This window comes from Serratia sp. CMO1, assembly GCF_015689115.1.
Lineage (GTDB): Bacteria > Pseudomonadota > Gammaproteobacteria > Enterobacterales > Enterobacteriaceae > Serratia > Serratia marcescens.
Genome location: NZ_CP065032.1, coordinates 1,110,241 through 1,136,138, shown reverse-complemented (window position 1 = coordinate 1,136,138; position 25,898 = coordinate 1,110,241). Strand labels below are relative to the sequence as shown.

Below are 25,898 nucleotides of genomic sequence, written 5' to 3'. Positions count from 1 at the left end.
CCGGTTACGCCGCGGCGCGCGCATTTTGCCCGCCGCAGCCGACTGAACAGAACACACCCGAGGGGGAACCTTTGCAAGGTAAAGCGCTCCAAGATTTCGTCATCGATAAAATCGATGATCTGAAAGGCCAAGACATTATCGCTCTGGACGTTCAGGGCAAATCCAGCATCACCGATTGCATGATCATCTGCACCGGCACCTCGACGCGCCACGTGATGTCGATCGCCAGCCACGTGGTGCAGGAATCCCGCGCCGCGGGCATGGAGCTGTACGGCATGAAAGGCCAGGAAGCCTCCGACTGGATCGTGGTCGATCTGGGCGAAGTGATCGTGCACGTGATGCAGGAAGAAAGCCGTCGCCTGTACGAACTGGAAAAACTCTGGAGCTAAGCGGTGAAACTGCAATTGGTGGCGGTCGGCACCAAAATGCCAGACTGGGTGCAAACCGGCTTTATGGATTACCTGCACCGCTTTCCCAAAGATATGCCGTTTGAGCTGACCGAGATCCCGGCGGGCAAACGCGGCAAAAACGCCGACATCAAGCGCATTCTGGACAAGGAAGGCGAACAGATGCTGGCGGCGGTGGGCAAAGGCAACCGCATCGTTACGCTGGATATCCCAGGCACGCCGTGGGAAACGCCGCAGCTGGCGCAGCAGCTTGAGCGCTGGAAGCAGGATGGCCGCAACGTCAGCTTGCTGATCGGCGGCCCGGAAGGGCTGGCGCCCGCCTGCAAAGCCGCTGCCGAGCAGAGCTGGTCGCTTTCTCCGTTGACGCTGCCGCATCCTTTGGTGCGCGTCCTGGTGGCCGAAAGCCTCTACCGCGCCTGGAGTATTACAACAAATCATCCTTACCACCGGGAATAGCCGGTGGTGACCGTGACAGAGTGAAATAAAGCAGCGGGATGAAAATAGAACGTAACCCTTTTCGCGACTATACGGCTGAATCCGCCCTGTTTGTACGCCGCGCCCTGGTGGCGTTCCTGGTCATCCTGGTGCTGTCCGGCATCCTGATCGCCAACCTGTATAATCTGCAAGTGGTCCGCGTCGAGGATTACCGCACCCGCTCCAACGAAAACCGCATCAAGCTGGTGCCCATCGCGCCCAGCCGAGGCATTATCTACGATCGCAACGGCACCCCGCTGGCGCTCAACCGCACCATTTATCAGCTGGAGCTGATGCCGGAGAAGGTCGACGATCTCAAAGCCACGCTACAGGCGCTGCGCACGGTGGTCGATCTGACTGACGACGACATCGCCAATTTCGAAAAAGAGCGCAAGCGCTCGCGCCGTTTCGTCTCCATTCCGGTGAAAACCGCGCTGACCGAGGTGCAGGTCGCCCGCTTTGCGGTCAATCAGTTCCGCTTCCCCGGCGTGGAAGTGAAAGGCTACCAGCGCCGCTACTACCCCTATGGTTCCGCCCTCACCCACGTCACCGGCTATGTGTCGAAGATCAACGACCGCGACGTCGAACGTTTGGACAAAGACGGCAAGCTGGCCAACTACGCCGCCACCCACGATATCGGCAAGCTGGGCATCGAACGCTATTACGAAGACACGCTGCACGGCAAAACAGGCTATGAAGAGGTCGAGGTCAACAACCGCGGCCGGGTGATCCGCCAATTGCACGAGCAACCGCCTTCCGCCGGTCAGGACGTTTACCTGACGCTCGATCTTGATCTGCAGCGCTATATCGAGCAGCTGCTGGTCGGCAGCCGCGCCGCGGTGGTGGTGAGCGATCCGCGCACCGGCGCCATCCTGGCGATGGTGTCCAATCCGAGCTACGATCCGAACCTGTTCGTGGACGGCATTTCCAGCAAGGACTATCAGGGTCTGCTGAACGATCCGAATCGCCCGCTGATCAACCGCGCCACGCAGGGGGTTTATCCGCCCGCGTCGACGGTGAAACCTTATATCGCGGTGTCGGCACTCAGCGCCGGGGTGATCACCAAGAACACCGTAGTGTTCGATCCCGGCTGGTGGCAACTGCCCGGCTCGGAAAAACGCTTTCGCGACTGGAAAAAATGGGGTCACGGCCGCCTGAACGTCACCAAAGCGCTGGAAGAATCCGCGGATACCTACTTCTATCAGGTCGCCTATGACATGGGGATCGATCGGCTGTCGAGCTGGCTGACCAAATTCGGTTACGGCCAGTACACCGGCATCGATCTGTCCGAAGAACGATCCGGCCTGATGCCGACGCGCGAGTGGAAGCTGAAACGCTATAAAAAGCCGTGGTATCAGGGCGACACCATTCCGGTGGGCATCGGCCAAGGTTACTGGACCGCCACGCCGATCCAGATGGCCAAAGCGCTGAACACCCTGATCAACGACGGCACCGTCAAAACGCCGCACCTGCTGCAGAGCACCCGCGTCAACGGCGCGCTGGTGCCGTTCAAACAGGAAGAGAGCACGCAAATCGGCGATATTCACTCCGGCTTCTGGGAAATCGCCAAAGACGGCATGTATGGTGTGGCCAACCGTCCGAACGGGACGGCGCGCAAGTACTTTGCGGACGCACCTTATAAAGCCGCGGCGAAATCGGGTACCGCACAGGTATTCGGCTACGAAACCTACAACGCCCACAAACTGGCGGAGCACCTGCGCGATCACAAGCTGATGACCGCCTTCGCGCCGTTCAACAACCCGACGGTGTCGGTCGCCATCATTCTGGAAAACGGCGGCTCCGGTCCGGCGGTGGGCACCATCACCCGCCAGATCCTCGACCATATTCTGCTGGGCGACAACAATACGCAATTGCCAAGCGAGGCCCCGCTGCCGCCTGGCGTAGAAGGTGACTAAGGTAGAACATGACTGAAAGCCAACAAAAAGGCTCGATCTGGACCAAAATCCACATCGATCCGACGTTCCTGCTGCTGATCCTGGCCCTGCTGGTCTACAGCGCCTTCGTGATGTGGAGCGCCAGCGGCCAGGACATCGGCATGATGGAGCGCAAGATCGGGCAGATCGTCATGGGGCTGATCGTGATGGCCGTCATGGCGCAAATCCCGCCGCGCGTCTACGAAAGCTGGGCGCCCTATCTGTATATTTTCTGCGTGATTTTGCTGATCCTGGTGGACGCCTTCGGCCAGATCAGTAAAGGCGCGCAGCGCTGGCTGGATCTCGGCGTGGTGCGCTTCCAGCCGTCGGAAATCGCCAAGATCGCCGTGCCGCTGATGGTGGCGCGCTTTATGAACCGCGACGTTTGCCCGCCTTCGCTGAAAAACACCGCCATCGCGCTGGTGCTGATCTTCCTGCCGACGCTGCTGGTGGCCGCGCAGCCGGATCTCGGCACCTCAATCCTGATCGCCGCCTCCGGCCTGTTCGTGCTGTTCCTGTCGGGCATGAGCTGGAAGCTGATCGCCGTCGCCGCCGTCGCGCTGGCGGCCTTTATCCCGGTGCTGTGGTTCTTCCTGATGCACGGTTATCAACGCGACCGCGTGATGATGCTGCTCGATCCGGAAAGCGATCCGCTCGGCGCCGGTTATCACATCATTCAATCCAAGATCGCTATCGGCTCCGGCGGCCTGTCCGGCAAGGGCTGGCTGCACGGCACCCAGTCGCAGCTGGAGTTCCTGCCGGAGCGCCATACCGACTTTATCTTCGCCGTGTTGGCCGAAGAGCTGGGACTGATCGGGGTGTTGGTGCTGCTGGCGCTCTACCTGCTGGTGATCATTCGCGGGCTGATGATCGCCGCCAAGGCGCAAACCACCTTCGGCCGCGTGATGGTCGGCGGCTTGATGCTGATTTTGTTCGTTTATGTCTTTGTTAACATCGGTATGGTCAGTGGCATTTTGCCGGTAGTTGGCGTACCTTTGCCTCTGGTCAGTTACGGGGGTTCGGCGCTGATAGTGTTGATGGCCGGTTTCGGCATCATCATGTCGATCCACACGCATCGGAAAATGCTGTCTAAAAGTTTATAAGAGGTGAGTAATGCGTAAGGAATGGCTTTGGATCGGCGTCGCGGCGGTGTTGCTCTCCGCCTGTACCGCCCCGACCACGGAACAGCAAGCCCCTCCGCAGCCGTACAACGGCCCGGTGGTGGAAATCGGCGGCGTCGAGCCTCAATATGAACCCTATAACCCTAATAACATGCAGGATTATAAGGTTAATGGCGATACTTACCGCATCGTAAAAGATCCGCAGAACTTCTCTCAGACCGGCCTGGCGGCCTGGTATGGCGAAGAGGCCAACGGCAACACCACAGCGCTGGGCGAGCAGTTTGACCCCAACGGCCTGACGGCGGCGCACCCAACGCTGCCGATCCCAAGCTATGTGCGCGTCACCAACCTGGCCAACGGCCGTCAGCTGGTGGTGCGCGTCAACGATCGCGGGCCATACACCAAGGGCCGCATCATCGATCTGTCGAAAGCCGCCGCCGATCGCCTCAACCTGTCCAACAACACCAAGGTCAAAGTCGATTTCATCAACGTGGCGCCGGATGGCACGCTGAGCGGCCCCGGCACCATCGGCACCATCGTGGCGAAACAGAGCTACGCCCTGCCGGCGCGCCCGGATCTCGGCTCCAGCGGCATGGGCACCCCAATTCAACAGGACGTGCCGGTCGCCAGCGGCGCGGCGGTGCGCCCGATCGATAACAGCACCCTGCGCACCGACGACAACAGCGCCCCTGCTGCCGGCGGCAATGCCGCCAACGGCCGCAGCGGTTTCCTCGGCGCGCCAAGCGCATTACCGGCCGGCGTGCTGGAAGGTTCCGAACCTGAAGTCGCAGCGGTGGCCGCACCGGTCGCGGCCGGCGCAGCGGCTGTCGGTACGGCTGCCGCCGCCTCTTCCGGCGGCTACGTGGTGCAGGTTGGCGCGCTGAGCAGCGCCGAACGCGCCCAGAGCTGGCAACAGAGCCTGAGCCAACAGTTTGGCGTCCCGGGCAAAGTAGCGGCCAACGGCAACGTTTATCGCGTTCAGCTCGGCCCGTTCAGCAGCCGTCAGCAGGCGGCTCAGCTGCAGCAACGCCTGGCGAGCGAAGCGCAACAACAGTCTTTCGTTACTGCTGCACCCTGAGCGTTAAGCCCGGCGGGCATTCACGGCCGATAAGCGGTTATTTAGCTGAAACATTTTCTTGCAGCTAAAAGGGCACTAACCGCAATTAGTCAGATGAATGGGTAATGCCTGCCGGGATCGCATCTGCTATAGTGTGGCTCGTTTTTTAACTTTACTTTCACGGATGTTGTAGTCCCGATCATGAAACAAGTAACTTCTTTTCGCTTAATCAAAAGCATCGCCCTCGGCACCGTTATCGCAATGAGCGCAGCCTCCGTTGCGCACGCCGATGACGTTAACATCAAAACCATGATCCCAGGTGTCCCGCAGATCGATGCGGAAGCGTACATCCTGATTGATTACAACTCCGGCAAGGTGCTGGCCGAGATGAACGCCGATGCGCGTCGCGATCCGGCCAGCCTGACCAAAATGATGACCAGCTACGTCATCGGCCAGGCGCTGAAAGCGGGTAAAATCGGCCAGGACGATCTGGTGACCGTCGGCCAGGACGCCTGGGCGACCGGCAACCCGGTGTTCAAAGGCTCCTCGCTGATGTTCCTGAAGCCGGGCGATCGCGTGCCGGTCTCCAAACTGACCCGCGGCATCAACCTGCAGTCCGGTAACGACGCCTGCGTGGCGATGGCCGACTACGTCGCCGGCAGCCAGGACGCATTCGTTAACCTGATGAACACCTACGTCAGCAAACTGGGCCTGCAGAACACTCACTTCCAGACGGTACACGGCCTGGATGCCCAGGGCCAGTACAGTTCGGCGCGCGACATGGCGCTGATCGGCCAGGCGCTGATCCGCGACGTGCCGGAAGAGTACGCGATCTATAAAGAAAAAGAGTTCACCTTCAACAATATCCGCCAGATGAACCGTAATGGTCTGCTGTGGGATAACAGCCTGAACGTCGACGGCATCAAAACCGGTCATACCGACGCAGCGGGTTACAACCTGGTGGCTTCGGCGACCGAAGGCCAGATGCGTCTGATCTCCGCCGTGATGGGCGGCCGCACCTACAAAGGCCGCGAAGCCGAGAGCAAGAAACTGCTGACCTGGGGCTTCCGCTTCTTCGAAACCGTGGCACCGCTGAAAGTCGGTAAAGAGTTCGCCTCCGAGCCGGTCTGGTTCGGCGATGCCGACCGCGTTGAGCTGGGCGTGGATAAAGACGTCTACCTGACCATCCCGCGCGGCCGCATGAAAGATCTGAAGGCCAGCTATGTGCTGAACACGCCGGAAATTCACGCGCCGCTGGCGAAAAACCAGGTGGTGGGCAGCATCAACTTCCAGCTGGACGGCAAAACCATCGACCAGCGTCCGCTGGTGGTGATGAACGAAGTGAAAGAAGGCGGTTTCTTCAGCCGCATCGTGGACTATATCAAACTGATGTTCCACCACTGGTTCGGTTAACGGTTGAAACGGGCGAAATTGCCCCCATATACTGAATAACATTAACTCCCGCCCCGGCGGGAGTTATAATTTATAGATTAGCTAGCACTCTGGAGCGCACGCACATGCAAAAAACTAAACTGAACGAACTGCTCGAATTCCCTTGCTCGTTTACCTACAAGGTGATGGGCCTGGCGCAGCCTGAGCTGGTTGACCAGGTAGTTGAAGTGGTGCAGCGCCATGCGCCGGGCGATTACAACCCGCAGGTTAAGCCGAGCAGCAAAGGCAACTACCACTCGGTTTCCATCACCATCAACGCCACTCACATCGAGCAGGTCGAAACCCTGTACGAAGAGTTGGGCAACATTGAAATTGTTCGCATGGTGCTGTAATTCCAGCATAAACCCCTGCTTATCAACCCGGGATGGCGCAGCGTCTTCCCGGGTTGCGCATTTTTGGTCAGCGAAAGGCTGGCCGCCAGCCGGAGCGCCCGGTATAATGGCTTTACCACTTCTGTAACCTGACGATGACTCTTTTGCAACCAGACAAGATCATTTTGCGTCAGCTGGGGTTGCAGCCCTACGCGCCTGTATCCCAAGCCATGCATAACTTCACCGACAGTCGTACCGAGACTACGCCGGACGAGCTGTGGCTGGTGCAGCATCACCCGGTATTCACCCAGGGCCAGGCCGGCAAAGCCGAACACGTGCTGATGCCCGGCGATATCCCGGTTGTCCAGAGCGATCGCGGCGGCCAGGTGACCTACCACGGGCCGGGCCAGCAGGTGATGTACGTGATGGTCGATCTGAAGCGCAACAAGGTCGGCGTACGCCAATTGGTCACGGCGATAGAAGATACGGTTATCAACACCCTCGCCCACTTCCGCCTCGCATCGCGCGCCCGTCCGGATGCGCCCGGCGTGTACGTGGGGGAGCAGAAAATCTGTTCGTTGGGTTTGCGGATCCGCAAAGGCAGCTCATTCCACGGCCTGGCCCTGAATGTGGCGATGGATCTCAGCCCCTTCCAACGCATCAACCCTTGCGGTTACGCCGGCATGCAGATGACGCAGGTCAGCGCGCTGGCGCCCGGCGTTGGCATTGAAGACATACACCCAATCCTGGTACAGGAATTTGTTCATTTACTCGGCTACCAGACGGTCGAGCTTCGTAACTGGAACCTGCACGATTATGAGTAAACCAATTCAGATGGAACGCGGCGTCAAATACCGCGATGCTGACAAAATGGCGCTGATCCCGGTCAAAACGGTGGTCACCGAACGGCAGGAGCTGTTGCGTAAACCCGAGTGGATGAAGATCAAACTGCCTGCCGACTCAACGCGCATTCAGGGCATCAAAGCCGCCATGCGTAAAAACGGCCTGCACTCCGTCTGTGAGGAAGCTTCGTGCCCTAACCTGTCCGAGTGTTTCAACCACGGTACCGCCACCTTTATGATCCTCGGTGCTATCTGCACCCGTCGTTGCCCGTTCTGCGACGTGGCCCACGGCCGCCCGATCGCGCCAGACGCCAACGAGCCGGAAAAGCTGGCGCAAACCATCGCCGACATGGCGCTGCGTTACGTGGTGATCACCTCGGTTGACCGTGACGACCTGCGCGACGGCGGTGCTCAACACTTTGCCGACTGCATCTCGGCCATCCGCGCCAAGAGCCCGAACATCAAAATTGAAACGCTGGTCCCGGACTTCCGCGGCCGTATGGATCGCGCGCTGGAGATCCTCACCGCCACGCCGCCGGACGTGTTCAACCACAACCTGGAAAACGTGCCGCGCGTCTACCGCCAGGTGCGTCCGGGCGCCAACTACGAGTGGTCGTTGAAGCTGCTGGAGCGCTTTAAAGAAGCGCACCCGGATATCCCGACCAAATCCGGCCTGATGGTTGGCCTGGGCGAAACCAACGCGGAAATCATTGAAGTGATGCGCGATCTGCGTCGCCACGGCGTGACCATGCTGACGCTGGGCCAGTACCTGCAGCCGAGCCGTCACCACCTGCCGGTGCAGCGCTACGTCAGCCCGGCCGAGTTTGACGAGATGAAAGAAGAAGCGATGGCGATGGGCTTCACCCATGCCGCCTGCGGCCCGTTCGTGCGTTCGTCTTACCACGCCGATCTGCAGGCCAAAGGGATGGAAGTGAAATAACGCGTAATAGTTTGTTACGCTAAAGACGGCGGAAACGCCAAAAAACGGATGTCCGCAAGGCATCCGTTTTTTATTGCGCGCCATCAGACGGAATTAAACGTCTTTCTTTTCGACGCTCTGCTGAGCGGACTGGCTCTCGGCGGCATTGTTGCCGGCGGCCGGCGGCGTGCTGTCATCGCCCACCGCTTTTTTAAAGCCTTTCAGCGCCGCGCCAAGATCGGCGCCGAGCGTGCGCAGTTTGCTGGTGCCGAACAGTAAAATCACCAACACCGCAATCACCAGAAGTTTGGTAATGCTGATACCTTCCATACTCACCTTCTTATCATAGAGCGCTGCGTGAACAGCGAGAAAAACTGACCTTGCCTGCGAATATTTAGCGACTTTCCTTCGGCTCGCACAACCGCAACATGTAACAGAGTGAGATCCGTCGCAGGAATGCCACGCGCCCCCGCGGTGTGAATCCAAGACTATTCTTAGTTTATCACCCGCATGCTACGCTGCCGTGATGCCTATCAGGGAGATGCCGGATGTATATTGCTCCACCCATTTTCGATGCCCGAAAATCCGGCCTCAGCTTCGCCAAACGCACCTATCTGCCCCGCGTCGCCGGTCTGGGGCTCGGCTTTATCTGCGTTTGCGCCGCGCTCTACCCCTTGGCTCCGCCCACGGCGGTCTGGCTATTGCTGGCCTTTCACGGCTTTCTCTGGCCGCATCTCGCCTATCGGCTGGCCTGCCGCGCCAAAGAACCGTTCAAAGCCGAGATCCGCAACCTCTTGATCGACTCCGCCTTCGGCGGCTTCTGGGCGGCGATGATGGCGTTCAACGCGCTGCCCGCCATCGTCATCCTGTCGATGATGAGCATGAACAACATCGCTTCGGCCGGCAAAGCGCTGTTTGTGAAAGGATTGGCCATTCAACTGACCACGGCGATGCTCACCGCCGCGCTGCTCGGCTTCCCGTTTCACCCGCACAGCACGGCGCTGCAAATCTATCTGTGCCTGCCGATGATCTACCTGTATCCGACGCTGCTTGGGCTGGTGACCTACCGCACCGCCAAACGACTGGCGGAAAAGAAACAGGAGCTGCAACGCATCAGCACCCGCGATGGGCTGACCGGCTTATATAACCGCCGCCACTGGGAGCACCTGCTGCATCGCCAGTTCGACAGTTGCCGCCGCTACCAGGATAACGCCACGCTGATTCTGATGGATATCGATCGCTTCAAAACCATCAACGACACCTTCGGCCATGCTTTGGGGGATGAGGCCCTGGCGGCGTTGGCGGAAGAGTTGCTGATCGGCATGCGCAACGTGGATATCGTCGGGCGCTACGGCGGCGACGAGTTTGGCGCGGTGCTGCCGAACACTAACGCTGAACAGGCGGGAATCGTTCTGCGCCGCATCCAGCAGCGGCTGGACGCGGTCAGCTTCAAGGAGGCGCCGCAGCTGCGGCTGCAGATCAGCGCCGGTATCGCTGACTACCACCCCGCGCTGGGCGGCTATCTTGACTGGCTGAAAGCGGCCGACGGCGCGCTCTATCGGGCGAAGCAGAATGGCCGCAACCGGCTGGAAACGGCGGCGCCGCCAGGGGAGTAACTTACTGACTTAATAACTTGGCAAAATACTTCGGCGCTTCGACAAAGCCTTCGCGCCGGTAAAACGCATGCGCCCGCTCGCGGCGGCTGTGGCAATGGACTTCCAGCCGATCGCAGCCGCGACGGTGCGCCAGCGCCTCGCCTGCCGCCAGCAGCCGCCGCCCTACGCCCGCGCCGCGCGCCCGATCGTCGACGCAAAAATAGCTGATGCGGCCAATGTCGCCGGCCAACGCCAGCTGCGGCAGGAAATGCAGCGACAACACGCCCAACACCTGCTCCCCGTCCGCCGCCACCAGCAGCGCCTCATCCGGATGCGCCAACAATTGCTGCATTCGCTGCGTCAGAAACGCCTCGGTGCCAGGATAATCCAGCGCCGTCATTAATTCAGCGATAGCGTGCCGGTCGCTCAGACGCGCCGTTCTGATTTCCATCCGTTTTACCTCGCAGAGTGTCGATACTACAAAATAGGCGGCGTTAGGTGTAACATCCACCGGGTGCGGCGAAAAAGGCCGTGCGGCACGCTGGAGATGACATTCCTCCCTAACCGCCTTCACAGGCTGATGATGTCTACGTAACCTCTCGGAGAGAGGCGCGTAGCGTTACGCCTGTCCCTTTCCGAGCCTCGTGAATTTCTCTGATTGAAAGGTAGTTGCCCCATGTTGAGCTCTTTACTGGCCGTATTTATCGGCGGCGGCGTCGGCAGCGTTTTGCGCTGGGCGGTAAGCATGAAAATGAATCCGCTGAACGCCCACATTCCGCTCGGTACGCTGATGGTCAATCTGATCGGCGGTTTTATCATCGGCCTGGCGATGGCGATTTTCACCCGCATGACGCATCTGGATCCCACCTGGAAATTACTGATCACCACCGGGTTCTGCGGCGGCCTGACCACCTTCTCCACCTTTTCGCTGGAGGTGGTATACCTGATGCAGGATGGCCGCTTCGGCTGGGCGCTGGCCAACATGCTGCTCAACCTGGCCGGCTCGCTGGCGATGACGCTGCTGGCCTTTATGCTGGTGATGTGGCTCAACGGGCGCTAAGCCCTTAATGTTTCCTTAATCTTGCATGCGCATAATCTCATCCAGTACCCCTGACTGGATGAGAAACCGCTATGTTTAGCCTGCCGAAAACCGCCGCCGAAGCGATTGCCGTTGCGCTGTGCGTCCTGATCGTCGCCGCCTTTATCAAATCCTACCTGTTCACATAAGCGCCTTTTCCCCGCAGCACGCGTTCATCTTGCGTCTTTCCGGCCGTTTACACTACAATTGAGAATGAACGTTCACACTCAAAAATGTGAACCCGGCTCACGCGTAGCAAAGGATCGGGCAGATGCTCCCCCCCAACGACAGTAAACAGGCCAAAGTGCAGGCTCGCCGCGATCAGATCGTCGAAGCGGCGAAAACCAGCTTTCGCCGCCACGGCTTTCACGCCGCCAGCATGGCGGAGATCGCCCAGGGCTCGCAGCTCAGCGTCGGGCAAATCTATCGCTATTTCGCCAATAAAGACGCGATTATCGAAGAGATCGTCAACCGCATCATCACCAACAAGATGCAGCGGCTGGAAAACCTTGGCGATCACATCAACCTGATCGCCGGCACGTTGGCGGCGCGCACGCTGTTTCAGCAGCCGGGCGAGAGCGAAACCGATCACATGCTGATGCTGGAAGTGACCGCCGAGGCCACGCGCAACCCGGTGGTGGCCAAAATGCTCAGCGATGCGGAAGCGCGGCTGTTTCGCCACGTGTGCCACAATCTGCAGCGGCTGTATCCCCATTTCAGCGCGGAGGAGATCGCCGCGCGGGTGGAGTTTATCGCCGTCATGAGCGAAGGCACCGGTTACCGTATCCTTACCACGCAAAAAGCCGATGCGTCCCTGCTGCGCGATCTGTATCAGCAGGCCATTTCTCACCTGTTCAGGAAATCTTAATCTCCCATGACCAAACACTTAGCCAGACAACGTCTGGTGTACGCCGTCGTGCTTGGCCTGCTGGCCGCGCTGGGGCCGCTGTGCACCGATCTCTATCTGCCCGCCCTGCCGGAAATGGCGGGCGAGCTGAATACCTCTACCGCCGCCGCGCAGCTCAGTCTGACCGCCGGGCTGCTCGGCCTGGGCGTCGGCCAGCTGATTTTTGGCCCTTACAGCGACAAGCTGGGCCGTATGCGCCCGCTGTTGCTGTCGCTGATCCTGCTGCTCGGCGCTTCGCTGTGGTGCGCGCTGGCGCCCACCATCGACCAGCTGCTGATCGCCCGCCTGCTGCAGGGCATCGCCGGCGCCGGCGGCGCGGTGATTTCCCGCGCCATTGCCCGCGATCTGTACGCCGGCCATGAACTGACCCGCTTCTTCGCCCTGCTGATGCTGGTCAACGGCCTGGCGCCGATCGTCGCGCCGGTGCTGGGCGGCGTCATGCTGCAGGTGATGAACTGGCGCGGTATCTTCGGCGTGCTGGCGGCCATCGCCGTACTGCTGTTCAGCCTGTCGGCGTTGAAGCTGCGCGAATCCCTGCCGGTCGAGCGCCGCAGCCAGGGCGGTATCCTGGCGATGCTGATGTCGCTCGGCGGGTTGCTGACCCAGCGCTATTTCATGGGCCTGTGCCTGACACAGGGCTTCGTGATGGCCGGCATGTTCGCCTATATCGGCGCTTCGCCTTTCGTCTTGCAGCAGATCTACGGCCTCAGCCCGCAGATGTTCAGCCTGTGCTTCGCCATTAACGGCGTCGGGCTGATCATTGCGGCGCAACTGGCCAGCCGTCTCAGTTCACGTTGGGGGGAACGCCGGGTATTGAGGGGCGGGTTAACGCTGGCGGCCGTCACGTCGTTGTTGCTGCTGTTGGCCGCCGCGCTGCATGCGCCGCTGGCCGTGTTGCTGGTGCCGCTGTTCTTCTCGGTGGCGGTGATCGGCATCGTCGGCCCGACCGCCTCTTCACTGGCGATGCAAAGCCAGGGGGACAAAGCGGGCAGCGCTTCGGCCTTGATCGGCGTGTGCATGTTCGCCCTTGGCGCCTGCGCCGTGCCGCTCACCGGGCTGGGCGGCACTTCGGGCCTGTCGATGGCGCTGACCATCGTCGGCTGTTACGCCATCGCCATCCTGCTGTTCAACCTGTTGGCCCGCCGCAGCGACGCATAACGCGCCCAATAAAAAACCCGCTCAATGAGCGGGTTTTAAGAAATTCAGCTACGCAGCTTAGATAGCAGTAACGTTAGCGGCAGATGGGCCTTTGGCACCGTTCGTGATTTCAAACTCTACACGCTGGCCTTCAGCAAGCGTTTTGAAACCATTGCTAACGATGGCAGAAAAGTGAACGAAAACGTCCTTGCTACCATCTTCCGGAGTAATGAAACCGAAGCCTTTGGATTCATTAAACCACTTAACGCTACCTTTAATCTTAGACATCAAACTTACCTTTAACGTGAATGAAAGACACAAAACCTGTGTCGATTACAGTACAGCAAGCAGGCAGGATTTTGTCCACCACCGCGATCACAGAAATCCGATAAAGAGTGAAAAAATCCGTGTTGCCCGGTGTAAATGCATTGCACCGGTTGCGATACGTTACCGTTCCAGGCCAATCCTCTCCCTGCGCCGGCGAACAACGCGCGAACGCCCAAACCCGCCCGCTGCCCCCAGCGTTGACGCCCCCATGCAGACGCAATCGCTATGAAATATAACCAGATGGTCTTTTTGCTTCTGCGCCCCCTGCACTAGGGTTAGGGTTTATTTCCCACTGTGAGCCAAGCCTATGACCAGCCAGTTGGCAGAAAAGATCATCGCCTATCGGCGTGAGCTGCACCAAAACCCGGAGCTTTCCAATCACGAATTCGCCACCACCGCCCGGCTGACCCGCTGGCTGCAAGAGGCGGGCATTCGTATTCTGCCGTTGGCGCTGAAAACCGGCGTCGTGGCGGAGATCGGCAGCGGCAAGGGGCCGATCATCGCCCTGCGCGGCGACATTGACGCCCTGCCGATCGACGAAATCGCCGACGTGCCCTTCAGCTCGCAAAACAGCGGCGTGATGCACGCCTGCGGCCACGACTTTCACACCTCGGTGATGCTCGGCGCCGCGCACCTGCTCAAAGCGCGTGAGGCCGAGCTGCCCGGTACGGTGCGCATCTTCTTCCAACCGGCGGAAGAGACCTTCAACGGCGCCCGGCACCTGATCGACGCCGGCGCGCTGGATAACGTCGCGGCGGTATTTGGCCTGCATAACGCGCCGGAGCTGCCCACCGGCACCTTCGCCACCCGCGCCGGGCCGTTCTATGCCAACGTCGATCGCTTCCAGATCAGCATCACCGGCAAAGGCGCCCACGCCGCCAAACCGGAACAGGGCGTCGATACCATCGTCACCGCCAGCCAGATCGTCGGCGCGCTGCAGACGCTGCCCAGCCGCAGCTTCAGCTCGCTGGAATCGCTGGTGGTGAGCGTGACGCGCATCGAAGGCGGCAATACCTGGAACGTGCTGCCGCAAACCGTCGAGCTTGAAGGCACGGTGCGCACCCACAGCGACGCGGTGCGCCGCCAGGTGCCGGACAAAATTCGCCAGGTGATCGACGGCGTTGCCGCCGCGCTGGGCGCGCAGGCAGAACTCCACTGGCAGCCGGGGCCGCCGGCGGTGATCAACGACGCCCATTGGGCGGCGTTCAGCAAAACCGTCGCCGCCGAGGCCGGCTACCGGGTCGAAGAGGCGGAGCTGCAAATGGGGGGTGAAGATTTCGCGCTGTATCTGCATCATGTGCCGGGCGTATTCGTCAGCATCGGCTCCGCCAGCGAATTCGGCCTGCATCATCCGCGTTTCAACCCCGATGAACGCGCCCTGTTCCCCGCCGCACAATATTTCACACTGCTGGCGGAACGCACGCTGCAACAGCTCACTACCGCGCCAGAAAAAGCCCTCAGCAACGCCTGAATAACGTGAAAGAGTATTTCCCCGACGCCGCAGATGCCGCGCCGGGGATTATTATTTTCGCTCGCCGTGATATTTGCAGTTTTCAACATTTGAATATGCTGTTTTGTTGTTTTACATCCCGTTGCCGCTCATCAATAGTGGACACATCAGACACCGCGCGCCTTTGCGGCGCATGACAGGATAATCACGATGAGCGACAACGCGAATAATCAACGGCAATTACGGCTGGGCGCCATTCTGCACGGCGCATCGGGAAATATGTCCGCCTGGCGCCACCCGGATGCCACCGCCGACGCCAGCATCAACCTCGAATTTAATATCGCCTCGGCGAAAAAAGCCGAACAGGGGAAATTCGATTTCGTGTTTGTCGCCGATGGGTTATATATCAACGAAAAGTCCATTCCCCATTTTCTTAATCGTTTCGAACCGCTCACCCTGCTGGCCGCGCTGTCCGCCGCCACCGATAAAATCGGCCTGGTGGGCACCCTTTCCACCTCTTACAGCGATCCGTTCACCGTCGCCCGTCAGTTCGCCAGCCTCGACCACCTGAGCAACGGCCGAGCCGGCTGGAACGTGGTGACGTCGCCGCTGGAAGGCTCAGCCAAAAACTTCTCGCGCAAAGAACACCCAGAACACAGCCTGCGTTACCGCATTGCCGGTGAGTTTCTCGACGTCGCCAAAGGGCTGTGGGACTCCTGGGAAGACGATGCCTTCGTGCGCAATAAAGCCAGCGGCGAATTTTTCAGGGCCGGGAAGCTGCACACCCTCAATCACCAGGGGGAGTTCTTCTCGGTGCAGGGGCCGTTGAACATCGGTCGCACGCCGCAGGGTCGCCCGATCCTGTTCCAGGCCGGCGCCTCTGAAGACGGCAAACGGCTGGCGGCCCAACACGCCGATGCGATCTTCACCCATCACGACACGCTGGAGCAGGCGCAGGATTTTTATCAGGACGTGAAGCGGCAACTGGTGGAACAGGGGCGCGAGCCGGACGACCTGCGCATCTTCCAGGGCGTCAGCGTGATCGTCGGCGACGACGACGCGGACGTCGAGCGCCAATACCAGGAGACCGCCCGCCTGGTCAGCATCGAGAACGCCCTCAACTATCTTGGCCGCTACTTCGAACATTACGACTTTTCCCGCCACCCATTGGACGCCCCCTTCCCGGACATCGGCGATCTGGGGCAAAACAGCTTCCGCAGCACCACCGACGCCATCAAGCGCAATGCCCGCGAGCGGAACCTCACGCTGCGCCAGGTGGCGCTGGAAGCCGCTTCGCCGCGCCCGGCGTTCAGCGGCACGCCGGAAGCGGTGGCGGACGGCCTGCAACGCTGGTTCGACGGCGAAGCCGCCGACGGCTTCATCATCAGCGGCGGCACGCCCAACGCCTTCGGCCACTTCGTCGATCGGGTGGTGCCCATCCTGCAACAACGTGGCCTGTTCCGCCGGGCGTACCATGGCGACACGCTGCGCGAGCACCTGGGCCTGACGCGCCCGTTGAACAGATTCACCCAATAATAAGAACGCTGTCAGGGATACCCGCTATGCAAAAAACCGTTACCGCCGCCCTCGTGGCGGCCTTGCTGAGCCTGACCGGCGCCGCGCAGGCGGGCACCGGCATCGATTTACAGGCCAATGAAACCCCGATCCATGCGCCGAAAAACCCGCAGGCGATCGCCAAATTGCCGGCCGATTTCCACTTCGTGAAGCCGGGCCAATTCACCGTTGCAATCGCCGCGCTCAACACGCCGCCGCTGGCGCTGTTCGCCGCCGACAACCGGCGGCTTATCGGCAGCGAAGTGGATATCGCGCAACTGGTGGCCGACAGCCTGGGCCTGGAGCTGAACGTAGTGCAAACCTCGTGGGAAGACTGGCCGCTGGGGGTAGTTTCCGGCAAGTATGACGCGGCCATCACCAACGTCACCGTGACCAAAGAACGCAAAACCCGCTTCGACTTCGCCACCTACCGCATCGACTCGCTCGGCTTTTACGTCAAAACCGGCGGCAAGATCGCAACGATCAAACAGCCTGCCGATATCGCCGGATTAAAGATCATCGTCGGTTCCGGCACCAATCAGGAAGCAATTTTGCTGGCGTGGGACAAACAGAATCGGCAACAGGGGCTCAAACCCTTCCAGCCGATCTACGTGACCGACGATGCGGCCGCCACGCTGGCGATCCAGTCCGGCCGGGCCGATGCCTACTTCGGGCCGAACGTGCTGGGCGCCTATAAGGCGGCGTTGAACGGCCGCACCCGGCTGGCGGGCACGGTGGAAGGCGGCTGGCCCAAGGCGGCGCACATCGCCGTCACCACCCGTAAAGGCAATGGCCTAGTACAGGCGGTGAATGAAGCGCTGAACGGCGCGATCCGCGGCGGACAGTACGATCAGGTGCTCAACCGCTGGGGCGAGAGCGTCGAACGCCTTGCGCAGTCGGAAATCAACCCGCCCGGCCTGGGCGATTAGGAGCGTGCGATGACGCAAGACACTTTCATTCAGACGCTGCCGACCGATCCGCTGATCGCCCCGGTGATCGAGGGGCTATTCGGCGAATATCGTCAGCGCTACGGCGACTATTTTGGTGACCAGGAACCGGAACCGCTGGACCTGTATGCACCGCCGCAAGGGGCCTTCATCGTGCTGCTGCGCGCCGGTGCGCCGATCGCCATGGGCGCCTTCAAACGCTATGACGGGCAAACCGCCGAGCTGAAGCGCATCTGGACCCGGGGCGATCTGCGCCGCCAGGGCCTGGCGCAGCGGGTGTTGCAACAGTTGGAAACGCTGGCGCTGGCGCAGGGGTATCGCCGGCTCTACCTGACCACCGGCTTTCGCCAGCCCGAAGCGGTGGGCCTGTACCTGAGCAACGGTTACCAGCCGCAGTTCGATCCCACCGTTGACAGCGAGGTTTACAGCCGCCCGCCCTACGATGGCCGCCTGCCGTTCCGCAAAAGCCTGATTGCAGAGGACGCGTGTTGTTGCGCGTCAGAAAGGAAAATCGCCTAAACCCCCTTTATCTGTAGTCAGGAGACATGACATGTCCAAACAAGAAGTCTTGAAAGTGGTGCCCGCCCGCTATCCGCTGCGGCTGATCGGCGCCCTGTTCTCGCTGTTTATTCTGGCCGCCATCGTGCAATCGGTGGCGGGCAACGCGCGCTGGGAATGGGGCGTGTTCGCCGAGTGGTTCTTCGCCCCGGCGGTGCTGGCGGGGCTGGGACAGACCCTGCTGCTGACGCTGCTCGGCACGTTGTTCAGCATCCTGTTCGGCACCCTGCTGGCGCTGGCGCGGCTGTCGCGCTCTTACCTGTTGGCGTCGCTGGCCTGGGGGTATATCTGGCTGTTTCGCTCGCTGCCGCTGATCCTGGTGCTGATCATCCTGTATAACTTTTCCTATCTGTACGACGCCATCTCGCTGGGCATTCCCTTTACCTCGGTGGTGTTCGCCAGTTACCCGACCATCGACATCCTCGGCCAGTTCGCCGTGGCGGTGCTGGGCCTGACGCTGGTGCAGTCCGCCTACACCGCCGAGATCATCCGCGGCGGCATTCTGGGCGTGGATTACGGCCAGCACGAGGCGGCGGCGGCGCTGGGCCTGCCGGGCTATCGCCGCACCTTCCGCATTATTCTGCCGCAGGCGCTGCGCTCCATTATTCCGACCGGCTTCAACGAGATCATCAGCCTCGCGAAAGGCACCTCGATCGTTTACGTGCTGGCGCTGCCGGAGCTGTTTTACACCATCCAGGTGATCTATAACCGCACTCAGCAGGTGATACCGCTGCTGATGGTCGCCACCGTCTGGTATCTGTTCATCACCACCGCGCTGTCGGTGATCCAATACTACATCGAGCGCTATTTTGCTCGGGGCGCGGTGCGCGAACTGCCGCCGACGCCCTGGCAGAAACTGGCCGGCTGGCTAAAACGTTAGGAGACCCGCATGTCTGAAGCCATTGATTATTACGCCTTGCCCGAACAGCCGGCGCGCAATCTCACCCCGGTGCCGGCGCGCGGCCTGATCGAAATCAGCAACGTCAGCAAGTTTTTCGGCAAACACAAGGCGCTGGACGACGTCAGCCTGACGCTGCAGCCGGGCACCGTAACCGTGATCCTCGGGCCTTCCGGCTCCGGCAAATCGACGCTGCTGCGGGCGATCAACCATCTGGAGCGCGTGGACGAAGGCTTTATCCGCATCGACGGCGACTACGTCGGTTACCGCCGCAAGGGCAACCGGCTGTACGAGCTGAAGGAAAAGGCCATTCTCCGGCAGCGCATCAACGTCGGCTACGTGTTCCAAAACTTCAACCTGTTCCCGCACCTGACGGTGCTGGAAAACATCATCGAAGCGCCGGTGGTGCACAAAATTCACTCCCGCGAACGGGCGAAGGCGGTGGCCTATGAACTTCTGGATACCGTCGGGCTGCGCCACAAGGCGGATGCCTACCCGCGCCACCTCTCCGGTGGCCAGCAGCAGCGCATCGCCATCGCGCGCGCGCTGGCGCTGAACCCGAAGGTGATCCTGTTCGATGAGCCGACCTCCGCGCTCGATCCCGAGCTGGTCGGCGAAGTGCTGGACGTGATTAAGGGATTGGCAGATCTGGGCGTCACGCTGGTGGTAGTCACGCATGAAATCGGCTTTGCGCGCGAAGCGGCGGATCGGGTGGTGTTTATGGTCGACGGGCAGATCGTCGAACAGGGCGACGCCAGGCAGGTGCTGGCTCAGCCGCAGCACCCGCGCACCGTTAACTTCCTCAACAAAGTGCTGTGATCGTCGGGGCGCCGCAGCGCCCCGCACCTGATCCGCTTACAGGCCGGCGAAACGCCGCTTCTCGGCGGCGAAATCCAGCGGGCGAATTCCCTGCCGGTTTTTATCCTCTTCGGTCAGCAGCGCCGGCGGAATAAACCAGGTCACCTCAAACAGCAGTCCGTCCGGATCGTGGCCATAAATGCTTTTGTGTACGCCGTGATCCTCTTCCAGCCCGAGAATGCCGCGTTCGGCCAGCTGGTGACGAATGCGCTCCAGCTCTTCCAGACTGTCCACTTCCCAGGCCAGATGGTACAGCCCGGCCGGTGGCTCATGCTCTGCCGGCGGCTCGTTGTTGGCGCGAAACACCCCGGCGCGCTGCTGGCCCAGATTCTTGCTGAACAGCGCCAAATCGTGATCGTTGTCTGAATCGGCGGCCTGGGTAAATACCGCCCGGTCGGGGCTGTCGGACGGCTTCAGCTTGAAGCCCAAAACCTGATGATAAAAGTCGGCGCTCTGCCGCACATCGCTGACATACAGCACGGCGTGATTGAGACGTTTGATGCCCATCGATATTCCTTTTTCGCATTGAATGAAGTCAGCATGAACATAGCATGTGGGGGGAAAGCCGCTAAATGCCGTTATCGCATGACTAAATGCCGCCCGCGCAATCTGTCGCTGCAAGGCATTCCGCGCTATCATAAGCGCTGTATTGATCCCTTTTGTGAGAATAGCGATGAACGGCAAGATAACGACTTTTTTTGAAGACAAAGGCTTCGGCTTTATTACCGACGAGAACGGAGAAAATCGTTATTTTCACGTGATTAAAGTGCAGAATCCGGAGCTGATTAAGAAAAACGCGGCGGTGACCTTCGAACCGACCAATAACACCAAAGGTCCGTCGGCTTATGCGGTCAAAGTGTTGGCGCCCAGCAAATACATCATCATCGCCAATGAAAGAATCAAGATCACCAGCATCAAGTCTTTCAATACCTTCACCAAGGAAGTGCCGGTCAAAGCCGATGTGGATAAAGAGAACACCGTGCTGTCGGTCGGCCTGCTGATGAATCGCATTCGCCCGCAGTCAGAAGAGCAGGCACAGGCCATGCAAACGCTGCGCATGCTGACCATCACCACTTTCCAGAACACCACCCATACCTTCTCCGAGCACGAGATCGACATGGATGAAACCATCAAGGCGCTGAAAAGCCTGTAAGCAACGGTTGCCCGGCGTCGAGCCCTAACGGAACAGGATATGCTCGACGCTGTTGCCGTTCACCACGTTGAACGACTCCACCCGATTACGCCCCTGCGATTTGGCGCGATACAGCGCGATATCCGCCATGTTCATCAGTTGCTCCAGCGATTTCACTTCGTTCATCGCCAGGCTGGCGACGCCGACGCTGATGGTGATTTTCAACGTCTGCTTGCCTTCCACCTGCAGCGCCGTCTGCTCCACCAGCCGGCGCAAATGTTCCCCCAACGCCACGCCCTGCGCCGCCAACGCGCGCGGCAGCATGATGGCGAACTCTTCCCCGCCCAGGCGGCCGAACAGCTGATCGTGCCGCAGCTCGCGCCGCACGATGTGCGCAAACGACGCCAAAACCTGATCGCCGGCGCTGTGGCCGTGCGTATCGTTGATCTGCTTGAAATGATCAATGTCGATCAGCAACAGCGACACCGCCTCTTTGGAGCGATGTTTATGCTCCAGCAGCTCGCCCGCTTTACGCGTCATCGCGCTGCGCGCCAGCACGCCGGTCAAAAAATCGTGGTTGGCGCTGTGCTCCAGACGCCGCATCAGCTTGCGGTTGGCGGCGATAGAGCTGGCGAGGATCAGCGGCCCCATCACCAGCATGGCGATGCCCAATCGGGCGGACATCAGCGTATCGAGGAAGGCGTTGTGGTTGTTCGGCGTTTCATACAGCATCAGGTTGGCGGAAATGCTGCTGATCTCGGTCATGCCGGTCAATAGCGTCAGCAACGTCACGGGGAACAGCTGGTAGCGCACCGCGCACCACAGCAGCGCCGGGATCGGGAAGGCGATAGCACCCGGCCCGCCGATATAGACGCTGAACACCAGCGACAGCAGCAGCGCCAGCAGCGGCAGGCAACCTTGCAAACGCCAACGCACCTGCATGCGCAACAGTTGCTTCAGCCGCGGCGCCGCCATCAGCACCGGCAACAGCAGCAAGGTCGTCGAGAACTGCTCACTGAACCAGGCCAGCCAGGCGATCACCACCGTGTTGTTATAGAGGCTGTCATTACGCAGCACCGACAGCGTCGACGCCACCGCCGCGCCGGCCAAACTGGCGCTGAACATATAGAGTATCGCCTGGGGCTTGCCCATGCGCCGTTGAGATTGGGGCAGCATCAGCATGATGCCGTAACCGACGGCGATCAGCGACATGTTGCAGGCGTTCAGCCACAGCGCCAGGGACCAGCCTTCGCCGGTAATGAGATCGGCGACTATCATGCCCAGATAGGTGGTAAGCCAGCCGAGCGGCGTGGCGTAAATGGGTTTGCGCAGCAGCAGACCGAGCAGAATCGCATTCACCGGCCAAAATAAGGAAAGCGAGCCAATTGGCCGGCTAAGAATACCCACCAGGGAAAGTAAAAAGGCCAGCATGAAAAGATTGATCAGCTGAACCGTTAGCGGCAGGCCATGCCTGGCGTTTATTCTGGCGTTCATCGCCTCGCCCATATTTTGCTAATAACCAGAATAATAATGTGCATACTCGCTCGCCCGGCCAGTGAGGGATAGTCAATCCGAATTTCAACCAAAAAAGCCAGACAAATCAATAATAAAAAACATTAACATTTAATTAACAGACTTTTCTTAGCCTGAGGCGGCCGCGGCGGGCCCCCCCGCATAGCGTCAGCAAATAATACCTACTCTGCTGTCAGCATAGCGCATGGCGTAATAGGCCGCCGACAGCGTTAATTACATTAATAAGTTTATGGTTATTGGTCATTAAATGATGTTTGAATCACTGCGCGATTATTTTCCTGCAACTGGGCCGCCTGTGCAATAACAACCCAAAAAAAGCCCGCATGAAGCGGGCTTGCTTGAACAACAGCAAATCGACAGTTACGACACGGCCATGCATTGCATGACCATGCTGACGCGCAGTATAGCGGCGAAAGCTTAAGCAGACCTTAGCAACAAAAAACCCGGCCTAGGAACCGGGAATATTTGTACGAAATGCAGTGTTAGCCCAAGCAGGCTAATAACATTTCGCAGATTACACGCCAATTGTGCAGAGAAAATGAACGCGGCATCCGTTCAACCGCGTCACCGTCCCATCTACGCGATAGGTATTACGCCAGTTTGGCGGCAAAGCCCGCTACGCGCTGACCATAGAGCTTGGCGGTCGCCAGATCGCCCGACAGCATCTCATCCACGCCGGCATCCGCCGGGGTCTGCACCAGCAGCCCCACCGAACCGCCCAGGTTATTGACGTCGGTGCGCTGCGCCGATTTGGTGTTGGCCGGCAGCAGCCCCAGGCTGACCCACAGGCCGCCATGTTGCGAAGCCAGCGTCTGCAGCGCGATCAGCGTCACCTGCTTGTCGCCGTTCAGGCTGGCGCTGTTGGTAAAGCCGCCGAACACTTTGTCTTGCCACTTGCGGCCGAACCAGGCTTTGGAGCTGGCGTCGGCGAATTTCTTGAACTGCCAGGATGGGCCGCCCATATATGTCGGCGAGCCAAAGATGATGGCGTCCGCCTCATCCAGCGTCTGCCAGGCTTCGTCGCTGATATCGCCGTTCTGATCGATGGCGATCAATTCCGCCCCGGCGCCTTCCGCCACCACTTTCGCCAAACGCTCGGTATGGCCGTAGCCGGAATGAAACACCACTACTGTCTTCGCCATAGAAATTCTCCACTCATTGCACAAAGGCGCCGACGGCGCCCCTCTCGCGTTCAATCTAATCAAGCGCGCAGCGACTGAATACCGAATAAAACTGACGGTGTTATTCAAAAAAATCGCGTTACCCCGCCAGGCATACACAGATAAAAAAAATCCCGCACAAGGCGGGATAAACTTAACAGGGATGGGGTAATACACTACAGGGAATGGATAACACACAACATCATCGGGTAGAGCTACAGTACCAATCTCAATGTATAGAACTGTCATCCCCGCGTAAGTTTGCTCAGCCAGATGTAACGCCGAATGGGAAATATGACATTTTACTCAACGCACCACGAACAGGCGCGACTCAAAACCGCCGCTCTTGAAGGTAGCGGTGTTGACCCAACCCGGCGGCGAACGGCCGAAGTCCTGGTTGAAATCGCCGCCGCTGACCAGCCAAATCCGGCGATGGCCTTTCGATAAGGCGCTGAGCTTATCGACGTAGGTCTGCGCCGCCCGATCGTGGAAAAAGGTACCGAAACCATAGGCATTGGGCTTACCCGAGATGCCGTTGGGCCTGGCCGGCGTGTACAGCAAGGCGCGATAACCCTTCTTGTTGTAATACACATAACTCAGGTAGTTGAACATGTTGCTGACCACCACCGCATCGTTGAGCTGATAGTGGCTGTTGATGTAGTGCACCATCACCTTGAACTCATCTTTCTCGACCGGGTAATCGTTACGCACACCGCAACCGAACAACAAACTGAAGAACAGCAGCAAAGAGATCCCGCGCACTCGGCTTTTCGTTCTGGCGATCAGCACACCCAACACCAACGGGATGCCGAGCGCGGCCGAATAGAGGTAGCGATCGACAAACAGCGGCGAGCGCCAGGAAATGGCGAAGACCAGCGTCACCGGGATCAGAATCCCGCCAAGCAACAACAGAGAGAATGTTCTCGGCGTCTCCCGCCGCCACAGCAGCAATGAACACAACGCGACAAACATCGCCGGCAACAGCCAGAGAATGGCCATGGGATAGTTGCTGCCATCATGCCCAGTGAGAAAACGCCAATACATCGCGGGCAGATCGCCCCAGGAAACCCGAGGGATCCAACCGACGTCGCCGCCGACCCGCAGTTCGGCGATATGCGCCAGCAGATTGAACAGCGCCAGCAGCCAGGGAATGTAGGCCATCCCGATCGCCGCATTGGCCAACCACCACGCCGGCCGTTTGATGTAACGTTCGCCTTCGCGGCGGCACGACAGCGCCAGCAGTACCATCCAGTGAGCGATCAGCGTGAAAATCGTGAAGTAATGGGTATAAAAGCTTAGCGTCATCACTAACGCATACAGCGCCAGATAACGGCGGTTATCCGGCGTTTTCAGCCACTTCGCCAACGCCATGGCGGCGGCGATCGCCAGCAGCCCCATCAGCGCATACATGCGCGCCTCCTGGCTGTAGCGCACCGCCATCGGCATGATCGCCATCAGCCATCCCGCGATCAGCGCCGCCCGCTCATTGGCCAGCCAACGGGTAAAGCGCATCGCCAGCGCCACCGTCATCACGCCGAACACCAGACTCAGCGAGCGGGCCGCCAGAATGCCGTCGCCAAACAGCGCCATCCAGCCATGCAGCAGCAGGTAATAAAACGGCGGGTGAACATCGAAGGAAGCGTGATAGAGCAAAGCGCCCACATCGTAACGGCTGGTCAGCACGCTGGAGGCTTCATCGCACCAAAAATACCTGTCCGTTAAGGAAATAGACCGTACGAGCGCCGAAAACGCCACGATCGCCAACGCATAATGTTTGTAACCGATGCCCTTTAAGCCGTTGTTGCTCAAAGAAACATTCGATACCTGCTGCAGTGACATAACCGCATTCCGCCCAAAAGAACCACACAATGTGGAGACGCAGCGTCATCATTGCCGACGGCGGGTAAATGGCGGGTAAATCAGTGCGAAAAATTCGGCGCAGTCCCCTTCAGGGCGCACGGCCCTCAGCGAATTTCAACGCTGATATCCGGGTAGGCCTTCTCGCCGTCGCTGAGGTAATGCCCCAGTGCCCGATATGCCATAACGTACAGCATGGCGGCGGCGCACAGGCACAGCAAGGTCACGAGCAGGAATCTGGATTTGCGCACGATAGGCTCCATGGGGAAATTTTCACCTATTGTAGCGTGACAAACTAAACGAAGGTTCAATGCCGCTTGCCGTTTCCTGTGACCGCGTTCGGTGCCTGGCAAAGACCCGTCACTTAAACCCCACTGTCCCCGCAGTGAA

At 59.6% G+C, this 25,898-nt stretch carries 28 protein-coding genes and 1 riboswitch; of the genes, 20 read left to right on the top strand and 8 right to left on the bottom strand.

Annotated elements, in window-relative coordinates; translation table 11 throughout:
* Nucleotides 1–71 precede the first annotated feature (71 nt).
* From rsfS to lipA, 9 genes are all read left to right on the top strand, one after another.
* Nucleotides 72–389 carry a ribosome silencing factor gene (gene rsfS, locus IT763_RS05290; RefSeq protein WP_016928774.1) on the top strand — a complete coding sequence of 106 codons (318 nt, stop codon included), beginning with the start codon at nucleotides 72–74 and terminating at the stop codon, nucleotides 387–389.
* 3 nt (nucleotides 390–392) lie between these two features.
* Entirely contained in the window at nucleotides 393–863 is a 471-nt protein-coding gene (rlmH, locus tag IT763_RS05285; protein ID WP_004940002.1) for a 23S rRNA (pseudouridine(1915)-N(3))-methyltransferase RlmH, read from the top strand.
* Nucleotides 864–901: 38 nt separating this feature from the next.
* The gene (gene mrdA / locus IT763_RS05280) at nucleotides 902–2,797 is read left to right on the top strand and encodes a peptidoglycan DD-transpeptidase MrdA (RefSeq protein ID WP_016928775.1); all 1,896 of its coding nucleotides are present in this window, start codon (nucleotides 902–904) and stop codon (nucleotides 2,795–2,797) included.
* An 8-nt stretch (nucleotides 2,798–2,805) separates the two neighbouring features.
* The gene (gene mrdB, locus IT763_RS05275; RefSeq protein ID WP_004940006.1) at nucleotides 2,806–3,918 is read left to right on the top strand and encodes a peptidoglycan glycosyltransferase MrdB; all 1,113 of its coding nucleotides are present in this window, start codon (nucleotides 2,806–2,808) and stop codon (nucleotides 3,916–3,918) included.
* 10 nt (nucleotides 3,919–3,928) lie between these two features.
* Nucleotides 3,929–5,014: an endolytic peptidoglycan transglycosylase RlpA gene (gene rlpA / locus IT763_RS05270; RefSeq protein WP_079449582.1), complete on the top strand. Its 1,086-nt coding sequence runs from the start codon at nucleotides 3,929–3,931 to the stop codon at nucleotides 5,012–5,014.
* Between the two features lie 180 nt (nucleotides 5,015–5,194).
* A complete protein-coding gene (dacA, locus tag IT763_RS05265; RefSeq protein WP_004940010.1) occupies nucleotides 5,195–6,406 on the top strand; it encodes a D-alanyl-D-alanine carboxypeptidase DacA in 1,212 nt (403 codons plus the stop codon).
* Between the two features lie 104 nt (nucleotides 6,407–6,510).
* Nucleotides 6,511–6,777 carry a DUF493 family protein YbeD gene (gene ybeD / locus IT763_RS05260; RefSeq protein WP_004940012.1) on the top strand — a complete coding sequence of 89 codons (267 nt, stop codon included), beginning with the start codon at nucleotides 6,511–6,513 and terminating at the stop codon, nucleotides 6,775–6,777.
* A 134-nt stretch (nucleotides 6,778–6,911) separates the two neighbouring features.
* Nucleotides 6,912–7,580, top strand: coding sequence for a lipoyl(octanoyl) transferase LipB (lipB, locus tag IT763_RS05255; RefSeq protein WP_015376934.1), 669 nt, complete (start codon nucleotides 6,912–6,914; stop codon nucleotides 7,578–7,580).
* On the top strand, nucleotides 7,573–8,538 hold the full coding sequence (gene lipA, locus IT763_RS05250; RefSeq protein WP_004940018.1) for a lipoyl synthase: 966 nt from the start codon (nucleotides 7,573–7,575) through the stop codon (nucleotides 8,536–8,538). The genes lipB and lipA overlap by 8 nt, the downstream gene beginning before the upstream one ends.
* A 93-nt stretch (nucleotides 8,539–8,631) precedes the next feature.
* Here lipA and tatA read toward each other — a convergent pair whose 3' ends face one another.
* A complete protein-coding gene (tatA, locus tag IT763_RS05245) occupies nucleotides 8,632–8,847 on the bottom strand; it encodes a Sec-independent protein translocase subunit TatA (RefSeq protein WP_004940019.1) in 216 nt (71 codons plus the stop codon).
* Between the two features lie 218 nt (nucleotides 8,848–9,065).
* On the opposite strand from tatA, the gene IT763_RS05240 reads away from it, so the two are divergent.
* Complete coding sequence (locus IT763_RS05240; RefSeq protein WP_079450890.1) at nucleotides 9,066–10,133, top strand: diguanylate cyclase; 1,068 nt, start codon at nucleotides 9,066–9,068, stop codon at nucleotides 10,131–10,133.
* A gap of 1 nt (nucleotide 10,134) precedes the next feature.
* Here IT763_RS05240 and IT763_RS05235 read toward each other — a convergent pair whose 3' ends face one another.
* Entirely contained in the window at nucleotides 10,135–10,563 is a 429-nt protein-coding gene (locus tag IT763_RS05235) for a GNAT family N-acetyltransferase (protein WP_079449585.1), read from the bottom strand.
* 83 nt (nucleotides 10,564–10,646) lie between these two features.
* A riboswitch (Fluoride riboswitch) is annotated at nucleotides 10,647–10,709 on the top strand.
* 79 nt (nucleotides 10,710–10,788) lie between these two features.
* Here IT763_RS05235 and crcB point away from each other — a divergent pair.
* The 3 genes from crcB (at nucleotide 10,789) to IT763_RS05220 (ending at nucleotide 13,255) form a co-directional block, all read left to right on the top strand.
* Nucleotides 10,789–11,172, top strand: a complete 384-nt coding sequence (gene crcB, locus IT763_RS05230; RefSeq protein ID WP_016928782.1) for a fluoride efflux transporter CrcB — start codon at nucleotides 10,789–10,791, stop codon at nucleotides 11,170–11,172.
* A gap of 289 nt (nucleotides 11,173–11,461) precedes the next feature.
* Nucleotides 11,462–12,058, top strand: coding sequence for a TetR/AcrR family transcriptional regulator (locus tag IT763_RS05225; protein ID WP_016928784.1), 597 nt, complete (start codon nucleotides 11,462–11,464; stop codon nucleotides 12,056–12,058).
* Between the two features lie 6 nt (nucleotides 12,059–12,064).
* Nucleotides 12,065–13,255 carry a multidrug effflux MFS transporter gene (locus IT763_RS05220; RefSeq protein ID WP_206195228.1) on the top strand — a complete coding sequence of 397 codons (1,191 nt, stop codon included), beginning with the start codon at nucleotides 12,065–12,067 and terminating at the stop codon, nucleotides 13,253–13,255.
* Between the two features lie 57 nt (nucleotides 13,256–13,312).
* Here IT763_RS05220 and cspE read toward each other — a convergent pair whose 3' ends face one another.
* Nucleotides 13,313–13,522: a transcription antiterminator/RNA stability regulator CspE gene (cspE, locus tag IT763_RS05215; protein WP_004940030.1), complete on the bottom strand. Its 210-nt coding sequence runs from the start codon at nucleotides 13,520–13,522 to the stop codon at nucleotides 13,313–13,315.
* Between the two features lie 346 nt (nucleotides 13,523–13,868).
* Here cspE and IT763_RS05210 point away from each other — a divergent pair, with 346 nt between their 5' ends.
* The 6 genes from IT763_RS05210 (at nucleotide 13,869) to IT763_RS05185 (ending at nucleotide 19,787) form a co-directional block, all read left to right on the top strand.
* Nucleotides 13,869–15,032, top strand: a complete 1,164-nt coding sequence (locus IT763_RS05210) for a M20 peptidase aminoacylase family protein (RefSeq protein WP_033641098.1) — start codon at nucleotides 13,869–13,871, stop codon at nucleotides 15,030–15,032.
* Nucleotides 15,033–15,221: 189 nt separating this feature from the next.
* Nucleotides 15,222–16,547 (top strand): LLM class flavin-dependent oxidoreductase, encoded by a 1,326-nt coding sequence (locus IT763_RS05205; RefSeq protein ID WP_016928787.1) that lies wholly within the window; start codon nucleotides 15,222–15,224, stop codon nucleotides 16,545–16,547.
* A gap of 26 nt (nucleotides 16,548–16,573) precedes the next feature.
* On the top strand, nucleotides 16,574–17,494 hold the full coding sequence (locus IT763_RS05200) for an ABC transporter substrate-binding protein (RefSeq protein WP_004940036.1): 921 nt from the start codon (nucleotides 16,574–16,576) through the stop codon (nucleotides 17,492–17,494).
* 9 nt (nucleotides 17,495–17,503) lie between these two features.
* Nucleotides 17,504–18,031: a GNAT family N-acetyltransferase gene (locus tag IT763_RS05195; RefSeq protein ID WP_016928789.1), complete on the top strand. Its 528-nt coding sequence runs from the start codon at nucleotides 17,504–17,506 to the stop codon at nucleotides 18,029–18,031.
* Between the two features lie 31 nt (nucleotides 18,032–18,062).
* Nucleotides 18,063–18,950 (top strand): amino acid ABC transporter permease, encoded by an 888-nt coding sequence (locus tag IT763_RS05190; RefSeq protein ID WP_004940038.1) that lies wholly within the window; start codon nucleotides 18,063–18,065, stop codon nucleotides 18,948–18,950.
* A 9-nt stretch (nucleotides 18,951–18,959) separates the two neighbouring features.
* Complete coding sequence (locus tag IT763_RS05185) at nucleotides 18,960–19,787, top strand: amino acid ABC transporter ATP-binding protein (RefSeq protein WP_015376924.1); 828 nt, start codon at nucleotides 18,960–18,962, stop codon at nucleotides 19,785–19,787.
* Between the two features lie 36 nt (nucleotides 19,788–19,823).
* On the opposite strand, the gene IT763_RS05180 is transcribed toward IT763_RS05185, so the two are convergent.
* Entirely contained in the window at nucleotides 19,824–20,333 is a 510-nt protein-coding gene (locus tag IT763_RS05180) for a VOC family protein (protein WP_016928790.1), read from the bottom strand.
* 166 nt (nucleotides 20,334–20,499) lie between these two features.
* On the opposite strand from IT763_RS05180, the gene IT763_RS05175 reads away from it, so the two are divergent.
* Entirely contained in the window at nucleotides 20,500–20,979 is a 480-nt protein-coding gene (locus tag IT763_RS05175) for a cold-shock protein (RefSeq protein WP_016928791.1), read from the top strand.
* Nucleotides 20,980–21,003: 24 nt separating this feature from the next.
* On the opposite strand, the gene IT763_RS05170 is transcribed toward IT763_RS05175, so the two are convergent.
* The 4 genes from IT763_RS05170 to IT763_RS05155 all read right to left on the bottom strand — a co-directional run bounded on the left by IT763_RS05170 (nucleotide 21,004) and on the right by IT763_RS05155 (nucleotide 25,759).
* A complete protein-coding gene (locus IT763_RS05170; protein ID WP_033634293.1) occupies nucleotides 21,004–22,452 on the bottom strand; it encodes a GGDEF domain-containing protein in 1,449 nt (482 codons plus the stop codon).
* A gap of 629 nt (nucleotides 22,453–23,081) precedes the next feature.
* Nucleotides 23,082–23,633 carry a flavodoxin family protein gene (locus IT763_RS05165; RefSeq protein WP_004940045.1) on the bottom strand — a complete coding sequence of 184 codons (552 nt, stop codon included), beginning with the start codon at nucleotides 23,631–23,633 and terminating at the stop codon, nucleotides 23,082–23,084.
* 324 nt (nucleotides 23,634–23,957) lie between these two features.
* Nucleotides 23,958–25,490, bottom strand: a complete 1,533-nt coding sequence (locus IT763_RS05160) for a glycosyltransferase family 39 protein (RefSeq protein ID WP_197758195.1) — start codon at nucleotides 25,488–25,490, stop codon at nucleotides 23,958–23,960.
* A gap of 125 nt (nucleotides 25,491–25,615) precedes the next feature.
* Nucleotides 25,616–25,759 carry a hypothetical protein gene (locus tag IT763_RS05155; protein ID WP_185976506.1) on the bottom strand — a complete coding sequence of 48 codons (144 nt, stop codon included), beginning with the start codon at nucleotides 25,757–25,759 and terminating at the stop codon, nucleotides 25,616–25,618.
* Between the last annotated feature and the right edge of the window lie 139 nt (nucleotides 25,760–25,898).

Coding starts and splice junctions, on each gene's coding strand:
- mrdA (WP_016928775.1), top strand. CDS start 902: ATGAAAATAGAACGTAACCCTTTTCGCGACTATACGGCTGAATCCGCC.
- mrdB (WP_004940006.1), top strand. CDS start 2,806: ATGACTGAAAGCCAACAAAAAGGCTCGATCTGGACCAAAATCCACATC.
- rlpA (WP_079449582.1), top strand. CDS start 3,929: ATGCGTAAGGAATGGCTTTGGATCGGCGTCGCGGCGGTGTTGCTCTCC.
- dacA (WP_004940010.1), top strand. CDS start 5,195: ATGAAACAAGTAACTTCTTTTCGCTTAATCAAAAGCATCGCCCTCGGC.
- ybeD (WP_004940012.1), top strand. CDS start 6,511: ATGCAAAAAACTAAACTGAACGAACTGCTCGAATTCCCTTGCTCGTTT.
- lipB (WP_015376934.1), top strand. CDS start 6,912: ATGACTCTTTTGCAACCAGACAAGATCATTTTGCGTCAGCTGGGGTTG.
- lipA (WP_004940018.1), top strand. CDS start 7,573: ATGAGTAAACCAATTCAGATGGAACGCGGCGTCAAATACCGCGATGCT.
- tatA (WP_004940019.1), bottom strand. CDS start 8,847: ATGGAAGGTATCAGCATTACCAAACTTCTGGTGATTGCGGTGTTGGTG.
- IT763_RS05240 (WP_079450890.1), top strand. CDS start 9,066: ATGTATATTGCTCCACCCATTTTCGATGCCCGAAAATCCGGCCTCAGC.
- IT763_RS05235 (WP_079449585.1), bottom strand. CDS start 10,563: ATGGAAATCAGAACGGCGCGTCTGAGCGACCGGCACGCTATCGCTGAA.
- crcB (WP_016928782.1), top strand. CDS start 10,789: ATGTTGAGCTCTTTACTGGCCGTATTTATCGGCGGCGGCGTCGGCAGC.
- IT763_RS05225 (WP_016928784.1), top strand. CDS start 11,462: ATGCTCCCCCCCAACGACAGTAAACAGGCCAAAGTGCAGGCTCGCCGC.
- IT763_RS05220 (WP_206195228.1), top strand. CDS start 12,065: ATGACCAAACACTTAGCCAGACAACGTCTGGTGTACGCCGTCGTGCTT.
- cspE (WP_004940030.1), bottom strand. CDS start 13,522: ATGTCTAAGATTAAAGGTAGCGTTAAGTGGTTTAATGAATCCAAAGGC.
- IT763_RS05210 (WP_033641098.1), top strand. CDS start 13,869: ATGACCAGCCAGTTGGCAGAAAAGATCATCGCCTATCGGCGTGAGCTG.
- IT763_RS05205 (WP_016928787.1), top strand. CDS start 15,222: ATGAGCGACAACGCGAATAATCAACGGCAATTACGGCTGGGCGCCATT.
- IT763_RS05200 (WP_004940036.1), top strand. CDS start 16,574: ATGCAAAAAACCGTTACCGCCGCCCTCGTGGCGGCCTTGCTGAGCCTG.
- IT763_RS05195 (WP_016928789.1), top strand. CDS start 17,504: ATGACGCAAGACACTTTCATTCAGACGCTGCCGACCGATCCGCTGATC.
- IT763_RS05190 (WP_004940038.1), top strand. CDS start 18,063: ATGTCCAAACAAGAAGTCTTGAAAGTGGTGCCCGCCCGCTATCCGCTG.
- IT763_RS05185 (WP_015376924.1), top strand. CDS start 18,960: ATGTCTGAAGCCATTGATTATTACGCCTTGCCCGAACAGCCGGCGCGC.
- IT763_RS05180 (WP_016928790.1), bottom strand. CDS start 20,333: ATGGGCATCAAACGTCTCAATCACGCCGTGCTGTATGTCAGCGATGTG.
- IT763_RS05175 (WP_016928791.1), top strand. CDS start 20,500: ATGAACGGCAAGATAACGACTTTTTTTGAAGACAAAGGCTTCGGCTTT.
- IT763_RS05170 (WP_033634293.1), bottom strand. CDS start 22,452: ATGAACGCCAGAATAAACGCCAGGCATGGCCTGCCGCTAACGGTTCAG.
- IT763_RS05165 (WP_004940045.1), bottom strand. CDS start 23,633: ATGGCGAAGACAGTAGTGGTGTTTCATTCCGGCTACGGCCATACCGAG.
- IT763_RS05160 (WP_197758195.1), bottom strand. CDS start 25,490: ATGTCACTGCAGCAGGTATCGAATGTTTCTTTGAGCAACAACGGCTTA.